The sequence below is a fragment of the Lacrimispora algidixylanolytica genome, from assembly GCF_003609635.1.
GTDB lineage: Bacteria > Bacillota > Clostridia > Lachnospirales > Lachnospiraceae > Lacrimispora > Lacrimispora algidixylanolytica.
Window position 1 is genome coordinate 145,150 of record NZ_MCIA01000009.1, and the last position, 15,278, is coordinate 160,427.

Sequence of the window (15,278 nt, forward strand, 5' to 3'; positions counted from 1 at the left end):
TTCATCAAGGTTAGATTAACCCTTAACTGCACCAAGCATGGTTCCTTTTACTAAATACTTCTGTATAAACGGTGTGAGGCATAAGATTGGAACCATGGATAAAACAATGCACACATACCGGATCTGAATGGTTGACTGAGCCGCAGCACTGGCGGCCGTAGCACTTCCAGAAGACTGCATGATTTCAGAAGATGCCATTAAAAGAATTCTTCTTAAAAATAACTGTAACGGCTGTAAATTCTGCTTTCCAATGTAAAGGAGTGCGCTAAAAAAGTCATTGTAGCGCGCAACCGCATAATAAAGAGTTAAAACAGCCAAGGTAGGCTTAATTAAGGGAACCGCGATTTTCCAAAGCACGTGAAGATCATTAGCCCCTTCCAGATACGCACTTTCAAACAGCTCCTCTGAAATGGATTCAAAGGCCGACCGGCAAATCATAACATTGTAAGCACTCACAAGAACCGGAAGTATCATGGCAAGACGGCTGTTGTACAACCCAAGGCCGGTAACTACCACATAGGTTGGTATCAATCCGCCGGAAAAATACATGGTAAATGCCAAAAGAAAATTCATCTTTTTCCGAAGGAAGAACCGCTTTCTTGACAGTGGATACGCTGCCAAGCAGGTAAACACAATGTTTAAAAAGGTTCCCACAATTGTATAGTAAAAGGTATTTCCATAAGAAACCCAAAGGTCCTTATAATTCATAACCATTTTATACGTACTCAAATTAAAATCTACGGGAAACAGCGTTACCAGCCCTTTATTTACTGCCGCTCCTGAGCTTAAGGAAATACTGACTACATACATAAAGGGATAAAATGTCACACCGACAGCCAAAACAATCAGTAAAAAGACAAGGACATCAAAAAGCTTATCCGTAAGACATTCATTTTTAAATTCCACCCATGCACTTTTTTGTTCCATATCTCTTCTCCTTACCAAATAGATGTATCCGTCATTTTCTTACTCATACGATTTGCCAGGAATACAATTGCAAATCCAATGAGAGAATTAAACAGACCAACCGCAGTTGCATAGCTGTAATTTTGATTATCAATACCCTGACGGTATACATAAGTAGATATAACATCCGCTGTCTCATAAAGTCCGGAATTGTAAAGCAGGTAAACCTTTTCAAAGCCTACATTGAGTAAATTTCCAAGTGACATAATAAGAAGCAGTACAATGGTTGGCTTAATGCTTGGAAGAACAAGATAACGAATGGTCTGAACCTTCGTCGCCCCATCCACCTTCATAGCTTCATATAACTCAGGACCGATTCCCATAATGGCTGCCACAAAGATAATAGAGTTAAATCCAAAGGTCTGCCAGGAACCAGATATTACATAGATACCCCGGAACCATCTTGCTTCACCCATAAAGTTAATGGCACTGCCTCCAAGTTTTGTAATCAACTGATTTACAATACCGCTGGATGGAGATAAGAAGTTGGTGATCATACCACATATAACAACAGTAGAAATAAAATACGGTAAATAGGTAATGACCTGAGCACCTCTCTGCAACGTTTTATTTCTGATCTGAGTAATACAAACCGCAAATAAAATCGGAATTGGAAAACCAAAGATCAAAGAATAAAAGGATAACAAAAACGTGTTCCTTACCAGACGAAATGCGTAGGGCGAATTAAAAAACTGAATGAACCACTTCAGTCCTACAAATTCTCCTGAAAAAATACCAGCCATACCTCCCCCTGGCTTGTATTGCTTAAATGCCATTACCAGTCCTGTCATAGGTAAATAAGAAAATACCAGGAAATAAACCAATACAGGTGCAAACATAATGAGCAGGTATTTATCTCTTTTTATATACGAAATCAGTGACTTGCTCTTTTTCGTATTTGATGTCATAACACCATCAAAATTCTTCATTCTTACAATCCCCTTCCCTAAGCAATGTTGATAAGAGAATTGTACACATTGCACTAGTTTTTGTATAGTTTCACTTTGCGCATATGTATTTTGACGAAAAAAAATGAATGAATCAAAAAAAGACTGGTAAAATACCGTCTTTTTTTGATTCATCCCCCTATACTTCTACCCCATCTTGCCCCATTCGGTAATGACTGGGATTCTGTTCCATAATCGCTTTAAAGTTTCTGCGGAAGGTAAGCATGTTCGTATACCCACATTCCTCCGCAATTCGTTCCAAGGACATATCGGTTGTCTTTAGCAGATGAACCGCATATTCTACCCGACGTTCCTGAACATATTTTAAATAGGTTACCCCGAACCTTTTTTTCACAAGAGACGTTACATACTTGCAACTCACAAAGAAGTGATCCGCAATTTGTGCCAAGGACAAATCTGGATTGCGGTCGTTTTGATTGATATACTCAATCAACTCCACATCAAGTCCAGGAAGTTCCTCCTTAGACTCTTTCTTTTCCTCTGCCTCAACAAGCATCTCATAAATAATCGACTTATAATAAGAAATCACTTCCTCAATGGTCCTATAATCAGGACTTTTTTCAACCTTCCGAAATGGAATCCCATAGAATTCCCCAGTGATCTGAAGCACCTTCCCCACGGTAACATAAAGTTCACTCAACAAAAGCTGATTGGCCGTGACGGAATGATCGCTGTCTTGTTCATTTTTTTCTCTGATTTCTTCAAAGAAATGTTCAATTTCATCCAGATTCTTTTCCTTCACTGCCTTAATCAGTGATTTCACCGGATTCTTCGGGAAATAATAATTGAGTGAGAACTCCAATTCCGCATCGTAAAAATAAACACTTCCTCTATCCTCCCATAAGATCCGGTCCAAAGTCATAATAGCCCGGTCGCAGGAGGCATTAAGTTCCTCAAATTCTTCCCTAACATCATCAGCACCCATGGTTATCACCACGGTATCTGGCACCGCTTTATTAATCCGATCAAAAATTTCGTACAGCCTGTCCTCTAAAAGCTCCCCCTTATCACTATTAAGAATTAAAAAGAGATGGTTTTTATCCTTTTCATAACAAAGGATTTTATAATCATCATCACCTTCTGTTGCTGCCAGATTCTTAATCCGCATTTTTGCTTCCTTTAAGAGGTTTTTATTTCCCGTACTTTCCCATATATCAATGACCGCCGCCAGGAAAAACAACTTTTTAAACTCAAAAAAGTTCTTTAACCCTCCCTGGCTCAATCCCTCCTGATCAAAGTCCCCAGATATTAAACTATATAAGATTCCCTGACTGGCATAAGGAGAAATGGTATGAACCTGTTCCATGTAATCATTGCGTTCCCCTAAGAGATGTTCCACGTCCTCTACAATTCTCTCTCCCTCATTTTTCTCATCTCTTTTCCCTTTTCCCATGATATGACGAATCCTCTCAAAAGGAGAAGCATACCGGTAAGCAAAAAAGTAGGCCAAAAATGCATATAAAACAAAGATGAGAAACCCAAAAAGCAAGGCAAAAAGGGAAATATCCCCGATTCCAAAAGAAATCTTATCAGGTGAAGCAAAAATCTCATAGGAAATATTCTCATCTGCCCGTGACGACTGCGAAAAGACACTTCCTTGTGTACTTCCCGTCTGCAATACAGGTACCCCTTCATAATACATAAATAGTCCAGAACCATCCTCAGAAAGTGACTCTAAAAGCCTGGTTATTTTCTTATCTTCAAACAAAACGCATATCATTCCTCTGGCAGAACCCGACCCATACTTATACTTACTGGTGTAGATAAAGAATTTTTTATAAAATAGCAACTGGGCATTCTTCATTCCAAGTACAGAATTTAAATCCTGAACTACAATAGGCTCCATCTCTACATTGGATAAATCTATCTTCTCTGGAAGACGTATCACCTCATTGCTGGTATAAATTTTATCATACTGATTGATGATCAAGGCAATATCATAAATATTAAAATTATCACCCGCTGATTTTTGCAGGCGAATATCATTAAGCACCTGATAAAGTAAATAGGAATCAATGGGATTCTTCATCTGCACATTCACGTAAAGTTTATTAATCAGTGAAGAGGTATTTAGATCAGATACAATTCGTTGCGCACTAAATATCTGCTGATCCATGGCATTTGCAAAGGTCTGGATCTTTGCATTGTAATATGCAGCCGTCTGTTCCTTCTTCACCTTCATGGATTCATAGGAAATTACTGCTGAGTACACCAAAAAACTAAGTAATATAATAATGCAATAAGAAAAAAACATATTTCTAAAAAATTTGCTCTTTCTATAACCCGGTGATTTCCTAATATTTCTCATTCTGCCGCACCTCAAGCTCCCAAAATAACTCCTGTACACTTTACATAAATAAACTCCTCATGTTACTGATTAATATACCAAAAGTTCCAACAACAATCAAGGTTTAAAGTTTTTCCAATCGTAAAAGTACCTCTCTATAAATCTTATCTTATAAAATATCTCATAATCTTTCACAAATACCAATATACCTACTACCCCCTATTAAAACAGTGATAGGACGACTTTACCTTTTACATAAAAAACGCCTGGGAGCTCTATAACACCGCCCCCAGACGTAAAGTAAACTTCTTTATTCCGCCAAAACCTTAATCTCTTTGTATTTCTTATGATCTAAATAAATCTCTCCTGTGTAAGGATTCTTCTTTGTCTTAATAATTCTATATACCATATAACCAAACACCAAAACATTTGCAAGGAGAGCCAATAAACTCATAAGGAACATAAATGTAGTATTTGGTGAAGCCCCTGCCACCTGATAGATACCTGCACCAGTCATTACAGTATATCCATCGGAAGCCAAAAGGCCTTCCTTAATGGCTGCCTCCGCAATGGCCTTACTAGATCCAGAATGCACCAGAAAACGGCTGGCATCCTGAAATGCAGGAAAGGTCTGAGCAAACATACACCAAAGTGCCAGTGTCTGGGCACGATGTTGAAGCCACGCTCCCTTACCTAATGTAAAGGCACAAATTGTTGGAGCAAGTAAAAGCGCAAACCCGCAGTACCACGCATGGGTTGGCAGGCAGTTGTAAGTATAAGCAAAGTTCCATAGATCATAAGCAATGATCCAAAACCACATCATATCCGGCCAAAGCATATCCTGACTTTTGTCCTTACATGTTTTCTTACGGATACAAATGCCAAACCAGCCAGTGATGGTGACGATGTTTAAAATACCAGCGATTCCATTCATCACATTCCAAGATCCACCTATGTAGTATTGAACCTGATTGTTCATGTATTCCATAACCGGAGTCACATACTGGGAAACCTCAAAATCCCTAATACAAGCCTCCATAATGTTAATGGCTAAAATGAGGGGTGGAAAACAAAGGGCAATTTTATTATGACGCAGTTTCTTAATATGACGGATACACCAAAAACCAATACAGCCAGCTGTAGAAGAATAAACCTTAGCCAGATGAAACCAATCCATATAGGAAGTATCCCTTAAAACAGTAAGCCAGACAAACGTTAAAATAACCGGCAATACCACAAAGCATACAAACCCCACCCATTTAAAACGACGGCTTACTTCATTTGCCGCAAACAGAGAGATAAACACTCCAATCCAAACCAGTAAAACCAATATTGCAGGAACACCTTCTGTAAATACAAACATACTTAATCCTCCTTATTAACAAGCTTCTATTTCTTTGATATTAAATTCAGTCCCCGTTTTCAGGTACGTGGTTCCACTTCCGCAATGGGGACAAATCTTTTTATATTTCAATGTGGAATATGTTCGATTGCAATCCTCACAGATTGTCACTGCGGGAATCATAAAGATCTTTAAATCTGCTTCCTTTAAAAGTTCAGATTTTACCCTAAAATACTTCCAGCAGTCCGTTAGATAATCAGGAATCACACCGCTAACTTCCCCAAGCTCCAGCGTAACAGAGGACACATTTGTAAGCTGTACCTCTATTGAGATGTCTTCAATCGTCCTAACAATGTGAGTCACCAATCCCAGTTCATGCATGATTGCACCTTCTTTTCTTCCAGCTCTTACACAGATCTGTTTTTGTTTCGCATAATCTTAATCTGCCTTTTTAAAGCATAAGGCAATACCATTTTCATCTTATCCTCACTCTTAACCATTCTGCTTGCCTCCGGCAATTCTCGGAATAAACTTATGGCATCAATGGCAAACCTTGGCCCAGTGAATACGTCACCTCCCACAAATACATCCGGTTGCTCTGTCTGATAGGTCAATGAATGTGCTGCGGCACGGTCCCCACGTGCCAGTTGAACTTTACTTCCAAGTAATAAGTCCCCCCAGATGATACTCTGACCAATACTGACTATAACCGATTCGCATTCCACTGTCATACGCTCATTCTCATCATACTGTGGTTGAAAATGCCCCTCACTGTCTGTCACAGAGACACATTTTTTCAATATGACTCTTTTCACGTTCCCATCTTCCGATTGAATTTCACATGGCCCCCAGCTATTATGAATTTCAATTCCTTCTTCCAAAGCCTCATCCACTTCTTCTTTGGACGCTGGCATCATCAAGCGGTCTTCCAAGCAATACATGAATACCGAAGAAGAACCTGCGCGGATTGCACTGCGAGCCACATCAACTGCCACATTTCCGCCCCCGATCACCACCGTGCGTCCTTTTTAACTCTTTTTTACATTTCTTGGCCACATCTTTGGCAAACATAGGCTTACGTACCTTCATCGCCAGTGCTACCCCTGCCATCTTCTTCTCCTTTTCCCCCTGATATTATTACTGCTACCAATTTCTCACTTCTTTACTTAACCACTGAACCCATTCTTCTATTCCCTCCCCTGTACAGGCCGAAATGGGAATAATTATGGCGTTGGGATTCCTCTTTAAGATATAAGATTTACACACTTCCAAATCAAAGTCAAAGTAAGGAAGAACATCAATCTTGTTAATTAAAACGACATCGCAAATGGTAAACATCAGTGGATATTTCAATGGCTTATCATGACCTTCCGGTACACTTAAAATCATAACATTTTTCACTGCTCCAGTATCAAATTCTGCCGGACAGACCAGATTCCCTACATTCTCAAGGATTGCTAAATCCAGACCATCTGCCTCCAGACCTTTTAGCCCCTGCCGGGTCATCTCCGTATCCAAGTGGCACATTCCACCCGTATGGAGTTGAATCGTCTTAACGCCAAGCTCCGAGATGCTACGAGCGTCTACATCTGAGTCGATGTCTGCCTCCATGACTCCTATGGTAAGTTTGTCTTGCAAGCATCTAATTGTTTTTTTCAGAGTCGTTGTTTTACCAGCTCCTGGCGAAGACATTAAATTTAACAAAAAAAGTTTTTTTGTCTTTAACTCTTTTCTTAATTCATCAGCCCTACGGTCATTGTCCGCAAAAATGCTCTGTTTCACTTCCAGAACTCTAAATTCCCCCATTGCTGTATCCCCCTCTTCAGATTATTCTCTGGCTATACCACAATATGTTATGTTTTTAACATTATACCTTTTTGCACAAATTAAGTCAACTTTACTCCTTATTTCTATACATTTTATTAACAAATATCTTGATTTAAAGGAATAAATAAGTTAAAATAATAACATGGTATCTGGTATAGCCAGTTCCAGGGAGGGTTTTATATGGAATTTACAAAAATAACAGCACCATCGCTAAAAGATTTGTTCGTACAACAAATAGAAGAAAAGATTTTATCTGGTCAACTTCCAGTCGGATGTAAGATGCCACCGGAGAGAGAGATGGCGGAACAGATGAAAGTAAGCCGTGCAGTCGTAAACGGGGGAATCAATGAATTAAAAAGAAAAGGATTTTTAGAAGTACTGCCCCGACAGGGAACATACGTTGCCGATTTCAGCAGAAACGGCAATCTGCAAACCTTGATTGCCTTATTAGAATACCGTGGCAACAAACTAGATAAAGCTGGAATACGGGCCATTTTGGAAATACGAACCGCCCTGGAACAACTTGCCGTCGGCCTGGTTATTGATTCCGCCTCTGCAGAAGCTATTAACCAGCTTGAATTAACCGCAAAAAAACTCAAAAGTACTGACTCCATACAAAAGGCTGCTCAGATTGCCTTTCAATATCACCATGACCTTGCCTACCATGCTGGTAATACGGTACTGACTCTGATTTACTCATCCTTTAAAGAAGTTTGCATCGTATTATGGGTTCGCTTCTGCAAGCTATATGGTATCCAAGCTCTCTATGGGCATGTCATTCATCTGCAGAGACTTCTAAACGACCGGGACAAAGAAGGCGCTAATCAATGGATTCAGCACTACCTAACAGAAACCATTGAGGGTTCTCAGCAAATTTATGAGGAGTCATGAGATAAGACTTACTATGAATCCAGTTTTGTTCTTGTAACTAGAACACAATTAACTTCTTTATAATTTAAGTAAGTTCTAACACACGAATGATTAGTATGAAAAACCACGTGTAATACTATTTCATTAAACGCAAAAAAGGATGCTTCCAATGAAGTATCCCTTTTTTAATATACCAATCTAACAGCAGTTTGCAATAACGATTTGCGTTGCTACCTTTGCTACCGTCCCTACCTCTACCTTTCACTTATATTATCTATCTGCACTGCTACAATTTATGTTTTAGCCCTTACACCACACATTTGTACTACTACCGCCTCTGCCTTTATAATATGATTACATTAGCTGGTTTACACTGCTATCTCTTATTTTTTTACTACACTGGTATTTTTAGCAGCTACCTTCTTATGCCCTTTTGCAACTGTCTTACGAACCTTTCCAGTATGCTTTTTATTTGATTTTACTACCTTTGCCTTATGAGCTTTTTTAGCAGTTGTCTTTTTATGCTTTTTCGCAGCGGATTTCTTATTTGTCTTTTTCGTTACTGCCTTCTTCGTTGTTTTTCCTGCACTCTTTTTCGTTACTGCTGCCTTAGCTGCATCTGTTGTCTTAGCTGCTTCTGTTGTTTTTGCTGCAGTCGCCTCAGCTGCCTCTGAAGTCTTTACTGCTGTTGTCTTAGCTGCTTCCGTAGCCTTTGCTGCTGTTGTCTTAGCTGCCTCCGTAGTTTTTACTGCCGCCGCTGTTTTAGCTACCTCTGTCGATTTCACTGTTTCTTTCTTTGCTGCCTGTGTTGTCTTCGCTGTATTTGACTTACCCTTCTGTGTCGTAGAAACACTGCTGCTTTCTACCTTCTTACTCTGGCTGGAGACTGACTGTGCTGCCTGAGCTGGAACAGTTAAACTTCCTGTAATAAGCATAGCTGTAACCAATAGGGAGGTGATTGATTTAAATGATTTTTTCATAATAAATTCTCCTTTTCTATGTTGGGATTATATACTGAGCGAAATCATTCCTGTTATGCCAGTTACGCAACCATTGATTTCCTTCTCTGTTTCAAAGAATACTACTATTCCTGTACGCATTGCAAAGGTGAAACTATGGCAAAACTGTGGCAGCTATATCAATTGATAAAGTAAAATGATAAAATATACAAAACAGCCGAAAGGAAGCGTTACCAATGGATAAAAAGCTGATTTACCTTGCAGATGACGAAAAACCCATTAGAGATCTGATACAGCTATTCCTTGCTGCTGAGGGCTTTGAAGTTGAGACATTTCCAGACGGAGACAAATTATTACAAGCATTTGATAAAACCCCTTCCGATATGGTTATCCTAGATATCATGATGCCTGGTACAGACGGTCTGGTGCTGTGCAGTGAGATTCGAAAACGAAGCAATACCCTCATTATTATTGTTTCCGCCAGAGATAGCGAAACCGACCGTATCGCGGGAATAACCCTTGGCTCTGACGATTATATGACCAAACCATTTTCACCAATGGAGCTTGTGACCAGAGTAAAATCTCTTTTTCGAAGGATCGAGCTAGACCGAGGAAGCAATAAAGGCAAAATATACACCTATGGAAATATAAAAATTGATGTAAATAAAAGAGAGCTAACCATTAACACGAAACCTCTGGAAATCACTCCAACCGAATTTGCCCTTATGGTATACTTATTAGAACGGAAGGATCAGGCCGTATCAAGAGAAGAATTGTTAAAGCATGTATGGAAATTTGACTTTGAAGCCGATACCAGAGCTACCGATGACGTCATAAAAAGGCTTCGAAAGAAGTTAGTTGTGGCTGAAGCTGATATTAAAATTCAGTCAGTTTGGGGCTTTGGCTTCCGTCTGGAATTAGGAGACACCCATGAAGAGTATAAAAAATAAGATTCGAAAGCCATTTCTTATCCTGCTCATACTGATTCCTCTGGCAACATTAATACTATTTAACATATCCTTGCGAATCTATATCGATGCAGCCGCCAAAAATGAATTAAAAGCCACCATTCACGCAGTAGAGAAGGTAATAAAAAGTGAATTAGAAACAAGCGGAGGAAAACCTTCAGAGAAAGAAGCCCTGGGCATAGCCAGAAATATTCTATCAGCTCTTAAATCCTCTCATTTCTCCCAAGGAATGGATTTTTATCTTATTGCTGAGGACTCAACACCCGTATTTCCATCAAAATCAAAACTGACCGCCTCCCAAACCGCCTTTCTAAACGTCATAGACCCTAAGATTCAACAGATGAAAGAGAGAACCGTCTATACCATACCTGTAAATGGAAAAAAATATCTCACCATTGCTTATACCATGAACAGCGAAGATCTAAGTAATTTAGTTGCCGTATTTGCCCTTCCAACAGACCAGATCAATAAATATCTGGATGCTGTAAATCAAATTCTCATCGTCATCATGCTGTTAGGTATTATTATTGCAATATATCTATCCGGAAGAATCGCAACCCATATTACGAATCCCATCTCCAAGCTTAGCAGCCTTTCCTTACAAATAGGACAGGGAGATTTTGATACTAGCCACCTCACCATTCCACAAGACACCTTGGAATTTAAGCAGCTTTATGAAAATATGAGCCTCATGGTAGGACGGTTGGAAGCCTATGATAAAAACCAGAAGACCTTTCTGCAAAATGCCTCCCATGAATTAAGAACACCCCTTATGTCCATCCAGGGATATGCAGAAGGCATTGAAAGCGGAATCTTCCCGGATACAAAAGAAGCGGCACAAATCATCAAGCGAGAAAGCATCCGACTAAATGAGCTAGTAAGTGAGCTTCTAACCCTATCCAGATATGAAAGTGGCACTTATAAACCTCAATGGGAAGAAGTTAACCTCTGCCACCAGCTAAAGGATTATATTCAACGCCTTATGGGCCTGGCCACCAAATCAAATATAAATCTAAAGCTTAACCTCCCTGATTATGAGGTAATTGTCCAGATCGACGATATGCTCCTATCTCAAACCGTTATGAATCTTGTATCCAACTGTCTGCGTTATTCCAAAAAGGAAGTCACTATATCGCTTGAAAAGAAAGATAAAACTAGCATCCTTCGAATTTCAGATGATGGCGACGGAATACCAGAAAGCGATATCCCCTTTATCTTTGACCGCTTTTATAAAGGTAAAAACGGAAATTTCGGCCTAGGCCTCGCCATTGCTAAATCAGCCGCGGAATTGTTAAATGGAAAAATCATCGCATACAATCAGGAACAAGGCGCCGTATTCGAGATTATATTTTAAATAAATTCATATATACTTGGAAGCATAAAAGAGTCCTTAGGAAAGAAGCAATTACCTCTCTCCCAAGAACTCTTAATTTAACCGACACTAAAATAGTAATTTACCACTGTAAAAGCTATAAACACCTCCACAGAACAATTCGAATCTAATCATCACTCCACGACAACCGTTAAAATCTCCCTAAGACACTCTTCCAGATTATCATTCATAAATCTCCGATCAATCCCACATCTTCTTAAGCGTTCCTCATTGAAATCTTCTTCATCCGCCAGATACCTTCTGCATAGCTCTGCATATTTAGGATCCTTTTGCATAAACTCCCTCTCGAGTGCACGCTTAAGCCGCTTCCCATCTTCAACTTCGATGTATAAAGGAATTAATAAATCCACTCCATAATAATTTCTTGTTTTCTCATAAGATTCCAAAGTGCCAATCATCAAATAAGTGTCATCACTTTTCACATCTATCTGTCCGTCATCCACAGTAAAATAACTCCATGGTCCCAAAGCCGTCTGATAGGTTCTCTCTTCAATAATTTTACCTTCCACCCGAAGTTCATTTAACCGCTCTCCAGTCGTAAAGTAATATTCCTCGCCGTCCTTTTCTCCCTCCCGTATAGGCCTGGTAGTATATAGGACAACCTGCTTTAGCTGAGGTTGTCTTTCCGTCAAATTCTTATAAATAGTATCCTTACCAGAAGCACTTTTTCCCATCACATAGAAAATCTTTGCCATCTTCATCTACTCCAATTCATTAATTAAAACAAATAAATATTAACTTTACATCTCACCCAATACATATATAAACTCTGCCGCCTCATCTTCCATTCCCTGGACGTGAAGCCCTAGATCCTTATACTCTAATATAACCTCAATCATATCACCAGATAAAACCTCCCCCGGGACAACAATAGGAATTCCAGGTGGGTACAAATAAACAAATTCTGCCGACACTTTTTCCATTGCATCCTGAATCAGTACCTTATAACGTTTCCCATCCATTGCTTCACTAATGGAGCATCTACTTTCCTCTGTTAAATAAATCCCATCAAAAATATGGCCAGTTCTATTATCACTTATCTCTCTACTATCTTGCTTCGTAACGTCCATTCTAGAGCTTATCGAACTTACTCTCATATCAAGTTCTAACAATGCCAGGCAGAGCCTCTCAAGCCCCTCCTTCGTATCTTCTAATGTGGTTATGGCCGTCACATAGTCAGCCCCGCACATCTCCATCTCCAAATGGTACTTTTCACGCAATAACTGATCCAATTGGCTTCCTGACCATCCAGTATTTCTAGTAGACACTATAATTTTAGTTTCATCGTAATCAAATACTCCGTACTGACCAATGATGTCCTTCGACAACAACTTTAAATATTCCATTCCATTCAAACGCCTTCTAATATCCAACAAATATTCTGAGAATAACCCCAGCTTCTTCATTCCCTCTTCTTCCATATAACAAATACAATTCTCTATACTTGCCATAAACACATATGATGGACTGCTGCTCTGATACATCTGAGCGTAACGATCCAGCCTCTCTATATTAATAAAACCCTTTTTAACATGCATAATTGCTGTCTGCGTCAAGGAAGGAAGCGTCTTATGAAGACTTTGAATCACAACATCCGCTCCTAATTCCAGAGCAGATACCGGATATTCAAACTTCTTTCCAAATGCAAAGTGAGCCCCATGAGCCTCATCCACAATAAGGGGCAAATGAAATCGATGAACCACCTCAGCAATCGCCCTAACATCAGATACAATACCATCATAAGTAGGCGATACCACAAGCACAGCTTCAATCTCTGGATAACTTTTCAACAGTTCTTCAACATCCTCAGCCAATATTCCACCTTGTATCCCCAATTCCGGTATGATTTGTGGATAAATATACTTCACTTCCAACTGATTGAGGAAAACTCCATGATATGCAGACTTATGACAATTCCTACCCATCAAAATAGTCCCTCTGTTTGATACAGCTGCACTGATCGCACTTAGTATTCCGCAACTACTTCCATTCACGAGGTAATAAGTTTTATCAGAACCATATACACCAGCCGCCCACTCTAAGGAGTCTTTTAGAATCCCCTCCGGCCGATGAAGATTATCAAAACCATCAATCTCAGTAATGTCCATAGAAAAAGGATTAGGAAATTCATTTACCCCCTCATTCCTATACTGCCTTTTATGTCCAGGCATATGAAATGGATAAAAATCCGAATTACCATAATCCATCAATCTCTTTAATAATTTAGGTCTTTCTTTCAATTAACTTTCCTCTATCTTCTTATCATTTAACTTTCATCTTCCATGTTTTATATTCTGCGATTTATCTTTTATCTTTTTTATTATATATTCTAACCCTTGTATATCCGATTTATGTTTTAACCCTTTTATATCCTTGCTTTATCACGCTCTTGTTTTTCTCTTCTAACAATTTCCCTTTTTAAAATAATAAATTAATACATTACTCCTGTAATAATATATAAATCATATATACTTATGTGGTAAGTTGATATCTAATTACCATTAACTCATATAGTCTAATCTGACATAATTTATATAAACTTATATGAGTAGTATTTATATAACCTTATGTAATAGTATATCATCCTTATCCTTCCTTTACAATTTTTTCCCTGGAAGCTATAATAGTATTTTGAGCAAGAAAGGATGGAATCATTATTATGAGATTAATCGAGTTTAAAATGGAGCGACCTGGTTTAGTGAAAGCAAGCGATGAAGTTCATGTCATTGAAAGGGAAGGTGCTGGCAGCTACAGTTATATCATAGATCCTGCTGTTGCTATGTCTGGCTGTTATGCTGGTAGGGAACGCATAAAATCTGAAAAAGGGATGGTCAAAGAAGTAAAACATAATGACCGAGGATATTATGTAATTGTAGAGTTTGACGAATAACGAATCGCACAATGCATTAGAAATAGATAACGATAATATATCCAGACAATATAAAAAGCCCTGAAACATTTCTGTTTCAAGGCTTGTCCTGAGACACCGGGGATTCGAACCCCGGACAACTTGATTAAAAGTCAAGTGCTCTACCACCTGAGCTAGTATCCCATATGCCCAAAGCCGGAATCGAACCAGCGACACGTGGATTTTCAGTCCACTGCTCTACCAACTGAGCTATCTGGGCTCATGCAATCTTTAGTACATTTCGACCAAATTAAGCACAAAAATTGCGGGGGCAGGATTTGAACCTACGACCTTCGGGTTATGAGCCCGACGAGCTTCCAGACTGCTCCACCCCGCGCTATTAAATTATATTGTATTATATGCAGTGATTGATATTTTAATCACTGAATGGATGGAGATGGATTCGAACCATCGAAACGTAACGTAACAGATTTACAGTCTGCCCCCTTTGGCCACTCGGGAACCCATCCAAATTGAAACTTTTAATGCAAGCCGATGATCGGACTCGAACCGATAACCTGCTGATTACAAATCAGCTGCTCTGCCAATTGAGCCACATCGGCACAAATCTCATATATGCAGTTGCATATCGAATGGGACCTATAGGGCTCGAACCTATGACCCTCTGCTTGTAAGGCAGATGCTCTCCCAGCTGAGCTAAGATCCCATAAGCAAAATTCATTTGTAAAACGACCCGGATGGGACTCGAACCCACGACCTCCGCCGTGACAGGGCGGCGCTCTAACCAACTGAGCCACCAGGCCAAACCTTTGAAAGTAAATTATACATA

14 protein-coding genes, 7 tRNA genes and 1 pseudogene are annotated in these 15,278 nt (G+C 39.4%); 4 read left to right on the forward strand and 18 right to left on the reverse strand.

What is annotated here, in order from left to right; translation table 11 throughout:
- Positions 1 to 15: 15 nt before the first annotated feature.
- From BET01_RS07995 to hypB, 8 genes and pseudogenes are all read right to left on the reverse strand, one after another.
- Positions 16 to 927 (reverse strand): carbohydrate ABC transporter permease, encoded by a 912-nt coding sequence (locus BET01_RS07995; protein WP_120196277.1) that lies wholly within the window; start codon positions 925 to 927, stop codon positions 16 to 18.
- Positions 928 to 938: 11 nt separating this feature from the next.
- Positions 939 to 1,895 carry an ABC transporter permease gene (locus BET01_RS08000; protein WP_120196278.1) on the reverse strand — a complete coding sequence of 319 codons (957 nt, stop codon included), beginning with the start codon at positions 1,893 to 1,895 and terminating at the stop codon, positions 939 to 941.
- Between the two features lie 157 nt (positions 1,896 to 2,052).
- On the reverse strand, positions 2,053 to 4,242 hold the full coding sequence (locus tag BET01_RS08005) for a helix-turn-helix transcriptional regulator (protein ID WP_120196279.1): 2,190 nt from the start codon (positions 4,240 to 4,242) through the stop codon (positions 2,053 to 2,055).
- A gap of 289 nt (positions 4,243 to 4,531) precedes the next feature.
- Entirely contained in the window at positions 4,532 to 5,584 is a 1,053-nt protein-coding gene (locus tag BET01_RS08010; RefSeq protein WP_120196280.1) for a DUF5692 family protein, read from the reverse strand.
- Between the two features lie 15 nt (positions 5,585 to 5,599).
- The gene (locus BET01_RS08015) at positions 5,600 to 5,944 is read right to left on the reverse strand and encodes a hydrogenase maturation nickel metallochaperone HypA (RefSeq protein ID WP_120196281.1); all 345 of its coding nucleotides are present in this window, start codon (positions 5,942 to 5,944) and stop codon (positions 5,600 to 5,602) included.
- 26 nt (positions 5,945 to 5,970) lie between these two features.
- Positions 5,971 to 6,588: pseudogene (locus tag BET01_RS08020) on the reverse strand (FAD-dependent oxidoreductase); the annotation flags it as partial.
- Positions 6,548 to 6,673: a hypothetical protein gene (locus tag BET01_RS22220; protein ID WP_279221927.1), complete on the reverse strand. Its 126-nt coding sequence runs from the start codon at positions 6,671 to 6,673 to the stop codon at positions 6,548 to 6,550. The gene BET01_RS22220 and the pseudogene BET01_RS08020, both read right to left, overlap by 41 nt.
- A 33-nt stretch (positions 6,674 to 6,706) precedes the next feature.
- Entirely contained in the window at positions 6,707 to 7,369 is a 663-nt protein-coding gene (gene hypB, locus BET01_RS08025; RefSeq protein ID WP_120196283.1) for a hydrogenase nickel incorporation protein HypB, read from the reverse strand.
- A gap of 201 nt (positions 7,370 to 7,570) precedes the next feature.
- On the opposite strand from hypB, the gene BET01_RS08030 reads away from it, so the two are divergent.
- Positions 7,571 to 8,281, forward strand: a complete 711-nt coding sequence (locus tag BET01_RS08030) for a FadR/GntR family transcriptional regulator (protein ID WP_120196284.1) — start codon at positions 7,571 to 7,573, stop codon at positions 8,279 to 8,281.
- Positions 8,282 to 8,643: 362 nt separating this feature from the next.
- On the opposite strand, the gene BET01_RS08035 is transcribed toward BET01_RS08030, so the two are convergent.
- Positions 8,644 to 9,240 (reverse strand): hypothetical protein, encoded by a 597-nt coding sequence (locus BET01_RS08035; protein WP_120196285.1) that lies wholly within the window; start codon positions 9,238 to 9,240, stop codon positions 8,644 to 8,646.
- 215 nt (positions 9,241 to 9,455) lie between these two features.
- Here BET01_RS08035 and BET01_RS08040 point away from each other — a divergent pair, with 215 nt between their 5' ends.
- Entirely contained in the window at positions 9,456 to 10,169 is a 714-nt protein-coding gene (locus tag BET01_RS08040) for a response regulator transcription factor (RefSeq protein WP_120196286.1), read from the forward strand.
- Positions 10,150 to 11,541 carry a HAMP domain-containing sensor histidine kinase gene (locus BET01_RS08045; protein ID WP_120196287.1) on the forward strand — a complete coding sequence of 464 codons (1,392 nt, stop codon included), beginning with the start codon at positions 10,150 to 10,152 and terminating at the stop codon, positions 11,539 to 11,541. The genes BET01_RS08040 and BET01_RS08045 overlap by 20 nt, the downstream gene beginning before the upstream one ends.
- Before the next feature lie 152 nt (positions 11,542 to 11,693).
- Here the strand turns inward: BET01_RS08045 and BET01_RS08050 are convergent, their stop codons facing one another.
- The gene (locus BET01_RS08050) at positions 11,694 to 12,275 is read right to left on the reverse strand and encodes a guanylate kinase (RefSeq protein ID WP_120196288.1); all 582 of its coding nucleotides are present in this window, start codon (positions 12,273 to 12,275) and stop codon (positions 11,694 to 11,696) included.
- A gap of 45 nt (positions 12,276 to 12,320) precedes the next feature.
- A complete protein-coding gene (locus tag BET01_RS08055; RefSeq protein ID WP_120196289.1) occupies positions 12,321 to 13,820 on the reverse strand; it encodes an aminotransferase class I/II-fold pyridoxal phosphate-dependent enzyme in 1,500 nt (499 codons plus the stop codon).
- 419 nt (positions 13,821 to 14,239) lie between these two features.
- Between BET01_RS08055 and BET01_RS08060 the strand changes: the two genes are divergently transcribed.
- The gene (locus BET01_RS08060; RefSeq protein ID WP_120196290.1) at positions 14,240 to 14,470 is read left to right on the forward strand and encodes a hypothetical protein; all 231 of its coding nucleotides are present in this window, start codon (positions 14,240 to 14,242) and stop codon (positions 14,468 to 14,470) included.
- Positions 14,471 to 14,559: 89 nt separating this feature from the next.
- On the opposite strand, the gene BET01_RS08065 is transcribed toward BET01_RS08060, so the two are convergent.
- The 7 genes from BET01_RS08065 to BET01_RS08095 all read right to left on the reverse strand — a co-directional run bounded on the left by BET01_RS08065 (position 14,560) and on the right by BET01_RS08095 (position 15,252).
- Positions 14,560 to 14,632 (reverse strand) — tRNA-Lys (locus BET01_RS08065).
- Positions 14,633 to 14,635: 3 nt separating this feature from the next.
- A tRNA-Phe gene (locus tag BET01_RS08070) sits at positions 14,636 to 14,708 on the reverse strand.
- Positions 14,709 to 14,751: 43 nt separating this feature from the next.
- Positions 14,752 to 14,825 (reverse strand) — tRNA-Met (locus BET01_RS08075).
- A 51-nt stretch (positions 14,826 to 14,876) separates the two neighbouring features.
- Positions 14,877 to 14,958, reverse strand: a tRNA-Tyr gene (locus tag BET01_RS08080).
- Positions 14,959 to 14,978: 20 nt separating this feature from the next.
- Positions 14,979 to 15,051: transfer RNA gene (locus tag BET01_RS08085), tRNA-Thr, on the reverse strand.
- A gap of 31 nt (positions 15,052 to 15,082) precedes the next feature.
- Positions 15,083 to 15,155 (reverse strand) — tRNA-Val (locus BET01_RS08090).
- A gap of 23 nt (positions 15,156 to 15,178) precedes the next feature.
- Positions 15,179 to 15,252, reverse strand: a tRNA-Asp gene (locus tag BET01_RS08095).
- Positions 15,253 to 15,278 lie beyond the last annotated feature (26 nt).

Bases quoted from the DNA above. Each gene is read 5' to 3' on its own strand.
- BET01_RS07995 (WP_120196277.1), bottom strand. From the start codon at position 927: ATGGAACAAAAAAGTGCATGGGTGGAATTTAAAAATGAATGTCTTACG.
- BET01_RS08000 (WP_120196278.1), bottom strand. From the start codon at position 1,895: ATGAAGAATTTTGATGGTGTTATGACATCAAATACGAAAAAGAGCAAG.
- BET01_RS08005 (WP_120196279.1), bottom strand. From the start codon at position 4,242: ATGAGAAATATTAGGAAATCACCGGGTTATAGAAAGAGCAAATTTTTT.
- BET01_RS08010 (WP_120196280.1), bottom strand. From the start codon at position 5,584: ATGTTTGTATTTACAGAAGGTGTTCCTGCAATATTGGTTTTACTGGTT.
- BET01_RS08015 (WP_120196281.1), bottom strand. From the start codon at position 5,944: ATGCATGAACTGGGATTGGTGACTCACATTGTTAGGACGATTGAAGAC.
- BET01_RS22220 (WP_279221927.1), bottom strand. From the start codon at position 6,673: ATGGCAGGGGTAGCACTGGCGATGAAGGTACGTAAGCCTATGTTTGCC.
- hypB (WP_120196283.1), bottom strand. From the start codon at position 7,369: ATGGGGGAATTTAGAGTTCTGGAAGTGAAACAGAGCATTTTTGCGGAC.
- BET01_RS08030 (WP_120196284.1), top strand. From the start codon at position 7,571: ATGGAATTTACAAAAATAACAGCACCATCGCTAAAAGATTTGTTCGTA.
- BET01_RS08035 (WP_120196285.1), bottom strand. From the start codon at position 9,240: ATGAAAAAATCATTTAAATCAATCACCTCCCTATTGGTTACAGCTATG.
- BET01_RS08040 (WP_120196286.1), top strand. From the start codon at position 9,456: ATGGATAAAAAGCTGATTTACCTTGCAGATGACGAAAAACCCATTAGA.
- BET01_RS08045 (WP_120196287.1), top strand. From the start codon at position 10,150: ATGAAGAGTATAAAAAATAAGATTCGAAAGCCATTTCTTATCCTGCTC.
- BET01_RS08050 (WP_120196288.1), bottom strand. From the start codon at position 12,275: ATGGCAAAGATTTTCTATGTGATGGGAAAAAGTGCTTCTGGTAAGGAT.
- BET01_RS08060 (WP_120196290.1), top strand. From the start codon at position 14,240: ATGAGATTAATCGAGTTTAAAATGGAGCGACCTGGTTTAGTGAAAGCA.